12 protein-coding genes and 1 pseudogene are annotated in these 9,814 nt (G+C 38.0%); 12 read left to right on the top strand and 1 reads right to left on the bottom strand.

The window, feature by feature from the left end:
- Positions 1-49: 49 nt before the first annotated feature.
- The gene (locus WMO14_RS09515; protein WP_015520978.1) at positions 50-679 is read right to left on the bottom strand and encodes a helix-turn-helix domain-containing protein; all 630 of its coding nucleotides are present in this window, start codon (positions 677-679) and stop codon (positions 50-52) included.
- Between the two features lie 174 nt (positions 680-853).
- Between WMO14_RS09515 and WMO14_RS09520 the strand changes: the two genes are divergently transcribed.
- The 12 genes and pseudogenes from WMO14_RS09520 to WMO14_RS09575 form a co-directional block, all read left to right on the top strand.
- Positions 854-1,084, top strand: a complete 231-nt coding sequence (locus WMO14_RS09520) for a helix-turn-helix domain-containing protein (protein ID WP_003505382.1) — start codon at positions 854-856, stop codon at positions 1,082-1,084.
- Positions 1,085-1,228: 144 nt separating this feature from the next.
- The gene (locus WMO14_RS09525; RefSeq protein WP_041254741.1) at positions 1,229-1,543 is read left to right on the top strand and encodes a hypothetical protein; all 315 of its coding nucleotides are present in this window, start codon (positions 1,229-1,231) and stop codon (positions 1,541-1,543) included.
- Positions 1,543-1,848, top strand: coding sequence for a hypothetical protein (locus tag WMO14_RS09530; RefSeq protein ID WP_012744231.1), 306 nt, complete (start codon positions 1,543-1,545; stop codon positions 1,846-1,848). Before WMO14_RS09525 ends, WMO14_RS09530 begins: the two co-directional genes overlap by 1 nt.
- Positions 1,824-3,544: pseudogene (locus tag WMO14_RS09535) on the top strand (MobA/MobL family protein). The gene WMO14_RS09530 and the pseudogene WMO14_RS09535 overlap by 25 nt, the downstream one beginning before the upstream one ends.
- Positions 3,522-4,232: a DUF6040 family protein gene (locus tag WMO14_RS09540; RefSeq protein ID WP_014080632.1), complete on the top strand. Its 711-nt coding sequence runs from the start codon at positions 3,522-3,524 to the stop codon at positions 4,230-4,232. Before WMO14_RS09535 ends, WMO14_RS09540 begins: the two are co-directional and overlap by 23 nt.
- A gap of 202 nt (positions 4,233-4,434) precedes the next feature.
- Positions 4,435-5,013: an ATP-binding protein gene (locus WMO14_RS09545; RefSeq protein ID WP_242865586.1), complete on the top strand. Its 579-nt coding sequence runs from the start codon at positions 4,435-4,437 to the stop codon at positions 5,011-5,013.
- Between the two features lie 128 nt (positions 5,014-5,141).
- Complete coding sequence (locus WMO14_RS09550; RefSeq protein WP_055217061.1) at positions 5,142-5,798, top strand: DUF3879 family protein; 657 nt, start codon at positions 5,142-5,144, stop codon at positions 5,796-5,798.
- Between the two features lie 118 nt (positions 5,799-5,916).
- Positions 5,917-6,501, top strand: coding sequence for a hypothetical protein (locus WMO14_RS09555; RefSeq protein WP_015517456.1), 585 nt, complete (start codon positions 5,917-5,919; stop codon positions 6,499-6,501).
- A gap of 9 nt (positions 6,502-6,510) precedes the next feature.
- A complete protein-coding gene (locus WMO14_RS09560; protein WP_055171087.1) occupies positions 6,511-7,098 on the top strand; it encodes a hypothetical protein in 588 nt (195 codons plus the stop codon).
- 247 nt (positions 7,099-7,345) lie between these two features.
- Positions 7,346-8,089, top strand: a complete 744-nt coding sequence (locus WMO14_RS09565) for a hypothetical protein (protein WP_055040720.1) — start codon at positions 7,346-7,348, stop codon at positions 8,087-8,089.
- A gap of 131 nt (positions 8,090-8,220) precedes the next feature.
- Positions 8,221-8,970, top strand: coding sequence for a hypothetical protein (locus WMO14_RS09570; RefSeq protein ID WP_090141454.1), 750 nt, complete (start codon positions 8,221-8,223; stop codon positions 8,968-8,970).
- A 146-nt stretch (positions 8,971-9,116) separates the two neighbouring features.
- Positions 9,117-9,814, top strand: a 698-nt coding sequence (locus tag WMO14_RS09575; protein WP_349153735.1) for a hypothetical protein, incomplete at its 3' end; no start/stop codon positions are given.

Below are 9,814 nucleotides of genomic sequence, written 5' to 3' on the forward strand. Positions count from 1 at the left end.
TGATGAAATGCTTCTTGCGTGTAAGTATATCATAACTCCGGTTGTCGTTCTATACCGAATCGGAATCTTCATACAAAACTTCTGATAAAAGATTTTCAAGCCTTTGTTCTGCCATTTCCGGTTTCTTGGAATAGAGCCTTACAATATCTGCCATGTCATTAAAGGCATTAACAGTATGGGTGATCTCCCGGAGAAACATAATCTCGTTATATTCATCATTCGATTCAAACCCCATTACCTTTGCAATATCCGATTCATTCGTGCTGCCCTTGTAATTCTTGCAGGCAAACTGGAATGATTCCAGAAACAGGTTATATTGCTTTAACATTAACAGCAGTAAATCTTTTGAAAAAGCATCTTCCTTTTTACTAAGGTCGAGAGGTAGCTGTTTGAGAATATCGCCCATTGCATCACGAATCTGTAATTCTTTCTTATCCGTAATATCGGTTTCGTATTCATCGGTTTCACCTCTGAGCCATTCAATAGATACATGAAGTGCTTCCGAAAGACCTTCCAGCACCATCTTTTTGGTATTGTCAATCGAACCATTCTCATAACGCAGGATTGTGGAAGCTGTAACTCCCATCTTCTCTGCAACATAAGGCTGTGTCAGATTTAATTCCAGACGACGCTGTTTTGCCCTGCTGCCTATCAGCTTGCGTAATTCTTTATCTTTCATGCTGATTGCCTCCTTTTTCGGTATGTATGAATTATAGCATGTACCTCACGTAATTGCAATATGCAATCTAATGATTAATTTTAAAATTTCATAACGCTTGACAACGCAATATAAAACCGCTATACTAACAGCACAACAAAAATTGCATAATGCAATTTAATAGGAGGTGACAAGATGACGGAAAGAAAGATTGCATTATCCATCGAGGAAGCAGCCGACTATACAGGAATTGGCAGAAATACTTTGAGAAAGCTGGTTGAATGGAAGAAGCTTCCGGTATTAAAAGTCGGAAGAAAAGTCCTTATTAAAACTGACATTCTGGAAAAGTTCATGGAAGCCAACGAGGGGCGAGATCTGAGGGATAAAGGAAATGTAAAAGCTGTCACAAGAAATGTGGCAACTTAAAAAGGCGGCTTCCTACGAAACCGCCAAAGGTTCTATCAGACCGAAGCCATGATATACCTACACGCAAGAGGATTATACCATGTGCTTCTCCTGATATGCAACCGGGAACTGTTGTTTATCGGAAAAAGAGAGGATGAAGACGATATGGCGAAATCAACAAAGACTTATGAAGAAAGAATACGTGCATTAGAGAAAAAGGAACAGGAAAGCATTGAAGCTACAAAAAAGCTCATAGCACAGCGGAAGGAACTGGAAAAGAGAAAGAAAGCGGAAGAAAGTAAAAAACGAACCCACAGGCTCTGTCAGATTGGAGGAGCGGTGGAATCGGTTCTTGGCTGTCCGATTGAGGAGGAAGATTTACCAAAGTTGATAGGATTCTTAAAAAGGCAGGAAACAAACGGGAAGTTTTTCTCAAAAGCGATGCAGAAAGAATTAGTTACAGACATGGAGGAAGTGTAATGGCGGAGGGAGTGGGTTTTCCATTCCCTTCATTGCCTTTGAATGAAGGGCGCACTTATGGACAACCAGAGGTCGTCCTTATAAGTTTGCCACAAGTGGCAACCGGTCTGCGCTTACGCTTGCCGGGCTCGTTCCGTCGGCGGGGCTTTCAGCCAGACCTGCTCATGCCGCAGGGGGCACTCTTGCGCAGAGGGCGTTCCGACAGCTTCACTCCTGCAAAACCAGAAGAAGATGCTGTCGGAAATCAATGCCGGATACGGCAGAAAGGGGGAATCGTATCATGGCGATATTTCACTTTACAGTAAAGATTGTCGGGCGCAGTAAAGGAAAATCTGTCATATCCGCATCTGCATATCTTAACGGAGATGTAATGAAAAATGAGGAAACAGGCAGGATCAGCTACTACACTTCCAAAAAGGAAGTCGTCTACACCAGTCTGATGATGTGCGAAAATGCACCTCTGGAATGGCTGCAGGTATCGGAAGAAAATATAAAAAGGTTTCAACAGTCTATCCGTTATAAAAGGGCAGGCGATAAGGAAGCCGCACTGGAAAAGTTTAAAATCACATTTCAGAAACAGCGGTTATGGAATGAGGTATTGAAGATAGAAAAAATGCAGATGCACAGCTTGGACGCTCATTTGAATTTTCCCTGCCGAAAGAATGGAGCAGACAGGAACAGATTGATTATACAACCGAATATATTCAAAAGACTTTCGTGGACGAGGGAATGTGTGCCGACTGGAGCATACACGATAAGGGCGACGGGAACCCACATGTGCATTTACTTGTAACCATGCGACCATTCAATCCAGACCACTCATGGGGCAACAAGGAAGTCAAGGACTGGGATTTTGTCAGAGATACTGACGGAAATATCGTGGTTGATGAATCCCACCCGGACTGGTGGCAGGATAAGAAAAATCCAGACCGTCATGGAATCCGTATTCCGGTACTTGATGAAAACGGAGTACAGAAAGTCGGGGCAAGAAACAGAAAACAATGGAAAAGGGTTCTGACTGACGCTACCGGCTGGAACAATCCAAAGAATTGTGAGTTATGGCGAAGCGAATGGGCAAAGATGTGTAACCGGCATTTATCCATAGACAATCTGATTGACCACCGCTCTTATGAAAGACAGGGCAAATTGAAAGTCCCTACGATTCATGAGGGTGCAGATGCAAGGAAGATTGAGGAAAAATATCTCACCGGGCAGATAAGGAAAGGTTCATGGAAGATCGAGGAAAACCAGATGATAAAAAAACAAAATGCACTGCTGCAAAAGGTAATTGCAACCTTTGGTAAGGTATCCGGTGCATTGTCGATGTGGAGGGAGTGGTTGAATGACATTAGAAGAAAGCAAAGAAGTAATTCCCATGATGGAAGCAATGATTACACAGATAGAGGAACAGCAGAATATCATGGCAGAGATGCTTCAGGAGATACAGGAAAAGGACGAGAAGCTGATGTGCTTTCAGGAGCAGGAAGAACGATTGCAGCAATTAGAGAAAGAATTGTCAGAGCTGCTACAAATCTTACCGGATACAGAAGAACTGTTGATGCTTCTGGAAGAAAAGACAGACCAGATACAGAAACTCACAGACGAAAATCAGCAATGGCAGGAATTGGCACAGAAATTAAACAGCGAGAACCGGCTATTGCAGAAACAGAACAGCGAATTACTGAACTTGAACAGCAATTAGAGAAAGGAAGGTTGATTGATGAACGAATTAAGAAACTCAAAGAGCGACGATCAACTGGAAGAGTTGCTTCTGCTGACAGAGCAGATGCAGGAAGAACTCGACCAGAAAGACCGGACTATCAGGGAACTGAAAGTGCAGCTCGACGAATCGCTGACCTTGAACGAGAAGTTAAACAGCGAGAACAAAACAGAGAACATTCAAGCCTTAAAGAACGACTTGAGGAAAACAAAAGAATTGTTGCAGAGCGAGAAAGAGAAAACACACACCGTCCAAGCCATGATAGAGGAATGTCGAGATAAGCAGAGACAGGCAGAACAGGAACGGGATTATGCACTCTCCCATCAGAAAAAAGTAGAGATACCGGTTGAAAAGCCGGTACTCTATCAAAAGTGCGGGAATTGTAAACAGACAGCTTATCTGAAAGCTAAGGAAAAGTATGATATGCAGAGGGAAAAACTGGCAGGCAGATATAAAACAAAAACAGCCATGTATGAAGCATTGATGTTTCTGCTGATATGGTATTCCGTATCAACTACTCTTTTTCAGATGATACGGTCAAAAATATTTATTTCTGATTGCGTGGTATTCTTTGATACAATCGCAACTTTCACACAGACCATTGCTGGCTGGGTTGTACTGGCAGGAAAGAACGTGGCACAGATTAGTGATGGAATATCCAATCCTGTCGTTGCTGGAATTATAAACTGGCTGATAAGAATATTGATTTGCGGTGGATGTCTGGTGGGTGTGGGAATACTTTTGGCATTTATCGAAATAAAGATTGCAGGGCTATATAAGAAATACTGTTGGGATATGATTACCATAATGGTGATACTTGTAAGTATGGCAATAGCTATCTACTTTGGGGATTGGATAAAGGAAGTATTGCCAATCAATCTGCTATTTCTCTTATTATTCGTGCAACTGGTATATGTTGGAATCAGGTGGTATGTAAAGGGATGGCGGGAAAACAGAGGTTATGTTTAAAAATAAAAAAATTGTCTGAGACGCAGCGAAGTAAATAAAATGAGTAGTATTATAGGAAGTCAGCAGTGCGTGAATAAACTGCTGGCTTCTTTTTTGATAGATACAGTCACTCCCAGAGAGTGTGCAGGATAGTAAAGTAATAATATCAACATGACGATATAGAAAATGCAGGGAACAGGCAAAGGTACAATACGAATACTATTTGACGCAGACAAAAAAATATGATCAAACCGTCCACATATTACATGATGTAAATAAGCATATTAAAGCAATCGAAGGATTATATGGTGCAGAGCAGGGGAATACGGCAGGAGAATATGCAGCGGAAATCAGAGAACTGTTAAAGCCACTCATTCCGGTTCAATACACAGAAAATCCAATATTAAACATTCTTCTTACCGATAAAGAATCCGTTATGAGGGAAAAAGGTATTTCAGTAACCATAAAGGTGGATAATGTGAATCTGAATTTCCTTGCACCAATCGACATTACAACTATTTTTGGAAATTTATTAGATAATGCGATTGAGGCAGCAGAGAAGCTGGAAGGAGAGAAATATATTTCGATTAAGATTGGCTCATACCATAAAATGATAGCTGCCAGCATCGAAAATAACTGCGGGGAGGTAAAGTGGAAAAATGGTTTTCCGGTATCAGCGAAAGGAAAAGGCGGTGGAATAGGACTGCTGAATGTTCAGAGCAGTGTAAAAAAATATGATGGAAATTTAATATTGAAAAGTGATGGAAATAAATTTATTGCTGAGTTATTCCTCAATTCATAAAAAGTCTTACTTCGTGCAAAAAAATCGTACTTGGTGCAGAAAAGGTAAAATATCAGAAGGAGTGTGTCGATATAAAAAAATAAAATGGATGATACATATAAAAAATTTAATGATGGGAGGTTTCGCTTATGTCAAGAATTACGGACTACGGTTTTTTATTTCAAACGACATTTGGAACATCAAAAACAAATTTAGTCAACAATATTCAGTTGTCCCAAATGAACAGCAGCTCTGTACAGAAACAATTAAAAGCAGCAGGGATTGACACAAACAGTAAAAAGTATAAAGCAGCATTGAGTGAGATGATGAAGAATGGAAACGGTGCAATGTTTACGAATGTTCAGGCAATTAAGAACCTGATGAGCCAATATGACAAAAATGGAGACTGGATTGATCCGAATACCGGATTAACAGGACTTGCGGTAACGGATGAGAACAGAAACAGTTATAAACATATCATTTCTGTTCCAGAGAGTAGCCGGGAAGAAATGTTTGAACTGGCAAAGAAAGAATTCTTAAATGAAAATGGTACTCTAAATGGTGATACTACCAAAAGGGAGAGTGTATATAACAATTTATACAGAAAAATGGATAAGGATGACCGCTTATCAGCAGGCTGGACAATGGAACAATATGAACATCAATACAGACAGGCATTTGCAAAAGCCGCAAAAGCTGCTGATCCTACATGGAAAGCGGGTAAACCAATACCGGAGGGTGCATTGGATGGCATTACGAGAGAGTATGTTGAGAGTGGAAAGAAGTCAGTAGATATAAAAATATAGTATGCTTTTGTCGGGTACTTTCTTGTGATTATCCTGTAAAGGCATGGTCTTTGGACCGTTATGGAGAGTGAGTAGATTCCGAATGACAGAGGAATGAAAATAATTGGAGGAAACGAAAATGAGTATAGCAGGAATTAACGGTTATAATTATTCAAATTATTATACAGGAACAAAAAGAAACACTGCGAAAGCGAACGGTATGAATTCCGGTTTGTTATCAAATGTAAGCAGTACATCTTCTAATATTACATTACATATGTCGGGAACAGAAGATAGTGGAAATGCATTAACAGCAGTAGGATTTCCGGATGGCAGTAGTGCATCTGTATATAAATCAGATGCATATGATTCGGCAAACCCAGAATACAGGGTAAGATATTGGGACAAAGAAGGAAATTACACAGATACAAATGTACAGATAAATGATGTTGATCCAAGAAATGCAAGTTATTTGGAAATGCTTGCATATACAACATATAGTGATGTAGAAGGCTTTACGAAAAATGCTTTTGGAGATTTCATGAATGCGGCTGGTGGTGTGAATGGCAACATCACTTATGATTCTGACAGCATAAATGAAAAGAAAGACTATATGAGCATGATTAAAGAATTTATGCAGTTACAATATGATTCGAACAACTTATCAGGTTATCTGTCATATAAGGAATTGTATGATTACATAAATGACAGAACAGAGAGGTGATTCAATTAAATGGAAATATCAAATAATTATAGCACAGCAAAAGTGTGGAACACATCGAATAAAAATGTTTCTAAATCTTCTAAAAAAAACAAATGGAAATTAACGGATTCTTTAAAAGAGAAGATTGTTGATCTGGCAAAAAAAGATGCACAGGACAATGTATATATGGGAAATGCATTTATGAATTTGAGAAAGACGGAAGTAAGCAAAGTAGCCCCGAATAGAGCTGCTTTAATTGGAAAGTTTAGTCAATCAATGAATTCAGGTAATATGTCAGCAATGAAAGAAGTTGAGGAAGCAGACAAAAAATGGCTCTGTATGCTGTTTGGAATACCTTATGAGGCAAAATATCAGGGAACAGGGACAGGCTCGGCAATTCATGTATACAATGAAGAGGGCGAAGAAGTTTTGACCTATACAGGGGGAGTAGGCTGGCAGGAAAAAGAAACAAAAGCAGAGTCACAGGTTCATTCAGCATTAAAAATGACATATTATGAGGCATTTAGTGAGGCGAGAAAAGCACTAAATAGTGAAGAAAAGACTGGTAGTGTAGGTGAAAACATAATATTGCAAGATAATTTTGATATGAAGGCATGAAGTATGCAATTAAAATAACAGTAACTTCTACAGTGTTCATTGCAGATGCACAGGGGCATATAAAGAGAATAATTTGTGGCAGGACTTTAAAGCCGTGACAGTTATTATTGATCCGTCAACAGGTAAGTTAATAGATATAGAAAATTTTAATTATTATTATGATTATGCAGTAGGATCAAATTCTTTGACATTCACCAGACGTTATCCGTCAATGACATTGTATAAATATGGAAATTGAGGTGACAATATGAAAATATCTAATTACATGAATAATACGAATTCAATAATGGAAAAAAATACTGATAAAGTACAGAAAGGAAATAGTCAGACAAACGAAAAACATACAGTGGGGCAATCAGTGAAGCTTTCGATTTCTAATGAGGGATTGGAGTATTATCGTAATCGTATACAGCAGAGTGGACAGGAAAAATATGATGATGTGGTTCAAAGAAAGGAACTGTTAGCGAGTAAAAAAATCAGTGATATTGATTATAGTTATGAAATTCAAAAGAAGGCAGCACAGCAGAATCAAAATGTTGATACAGGAAAAAGTGCCTTAAATATTACTGACAAGGCAAATAATTATGTTAAAGCATACGCAGAATTATATGATGAAATTGTGAAGGGCTATGAAAATGGAACCAGAGAAATATATGTAGCTGATGAAAATGGACCTCGTAAGCTTACAAAGGATGAAGAGTTAAGCAATTTAGATGCTGCATATAAAAAAACAGTGGATGACTTTGTGACAATGGAGACAACCAATCAGCATGCCCGTGGAATTATTGGTGAAGAAATGAATAAAATTTCAAAAATTACCACAAGGTCAACTTTGGCATCGGCTTACATTGAGGAGCAAAAAACCAGGGGAAAGGACGAAATCCCAGAAAATTTAACTGAGAAAATGTATGGTGCAATTACCTCATTTAAGGAGAAATATACAATGATTCAGCCTAATAGAGAGCAGTTATTGATGAGCATTAAGATTTGATGATGTTAGTACTATGATTTACAAATAAAAATAGTAATTACATATCATATTGAGGCTGAGAGAAATTAAATATCCAAGTCGTTCAATATAATAGAAATTATTTTAAGTTTCAATAACAGGGAGGTAGGATTATGGCAATTACGGGTATCAATAACAGCAGTTACACATCGTATTATGCTTCAAATTATAAGAATACTGTAAAAAAAACAGATAGTGAAAAGGATAGTACAAATACAAAAGATGGCAACGTGACAACAAGTACAGTTGAATTAAAAACATCACGTCCCGGTGTGACAAAAACAGAGCAGATTAAGACAGGGTATAGTAATGTAAATGATTATTCAAAATACTTGCAAGGAAAATACCATTATATGAATATAGGGCTGACTTCAATGCAGGGTATTCCGACAACGGTATCTGTTTCAAGTGCATTTTTACAAAAGTGCATGAATGATCCGGAAAAAGCAAAGTATTTGGAGGAAAACTTAGCAGCCATTCCGGATTGTACAAAAGATACGATTAATGGATGTTTGGGCACTGTGACAAATCAGAGTTATATGATTGATGCAAACGGAAATATTATAGAGACAGCATCTTGTACAAATGATCCAGATGGGAAAATAGCGAAAGAGAATGCTGAACGAAAGGCAAAAGAGAACAGAGAAAAAGAGGAAAAGATAAAAGAAAAAAGAGCTGCTAAAAAAGCAGAGGAAGAAAAAGCTGCAAAGAAACGTGCAGAAAAATCGGCAGAAGGAAAAGAAACGGGTGATTATACCTTATCCGTAACTGGTAATGATGTAAAAAGTATGACACAGAGCCTTGTAGCAGAATCTGTGAGTATTTCTGCACCTGATAGATCAAGTTTTGATATTAAGGCATAAGAGGATTCGATAAAAGGAAAATATCAAATTGGTTCATTGAGCAATGACAGTGATGTAGATTACCTGAAAATAGATGCAGGTTCTTTGACATCGAGCAAGATAGATAAAGAAGTATAAAAAGTGTGGACTAACTTAGGGAGGTTGCTATGAAAGTTCAAGGAAATAGGTATATTAATAATCCTGAGATGATAAAAAATAAGGTCGAGAAGAAAACAACTGTTCCTCAGAATATTATTTCGGAGGATGATGTGAAAATCAGTGATTCAGCAAGAAAGTTAGTTGAGACTGCTCGTAATAAGGTATCGGATTTTCATACAATGCATTTTTCATCTATTAATGGAGAGATAAGAGAGATACCAGCAGAATATAAATGTGAAAATTTATTCAAATTAGATTTGAAAGCAACTTCCATTTCTGGAGAACAAAATGCGTTTGAAGGCTGTTCGGAAAATCAATCAGAGGTTTTTGAAAAATGGCTGGACGAAAATGCTTCTGAATATTTGACAGAAGATGAAATGAAAGATTTAAAAGAGAAGATTAATGCAATGACAGCAGATGTAGATTCTTTGAATGCTCAGGAGGGATATAGAGGAACTTCTTATGAATCTGTATTTTTGTTAAGTGCAAGTGAAGTGGGGCTAAGGAAAGTAAATGAAATGTATGTTCCAGAGCAATTTCAAGCTGGTTTTTCAGACATGATTGACGAATATGTTCATTTTAATGATTCGGCACGTAATTCTATCATGGAGAAAATGACACCAGATTACATGGTTGTTGGAATTGGAAGCAAAACAGAATCTTATAAGTACAAGTCAGAAATAATCTCAGATGAGACAGCTTTTTA

Origin of the sequence: Lachnospira rogosae (ex Hitch et al. 2025) (assembly GCF_040096455.1) — a bacterium.
Taxonomy (GTDB): domain Bacteria; phylum Bacillota; class Clostridia; order Lachnospirales; family Lachnospiraceae; genus Lachnospira; species Lachnospira rogosae.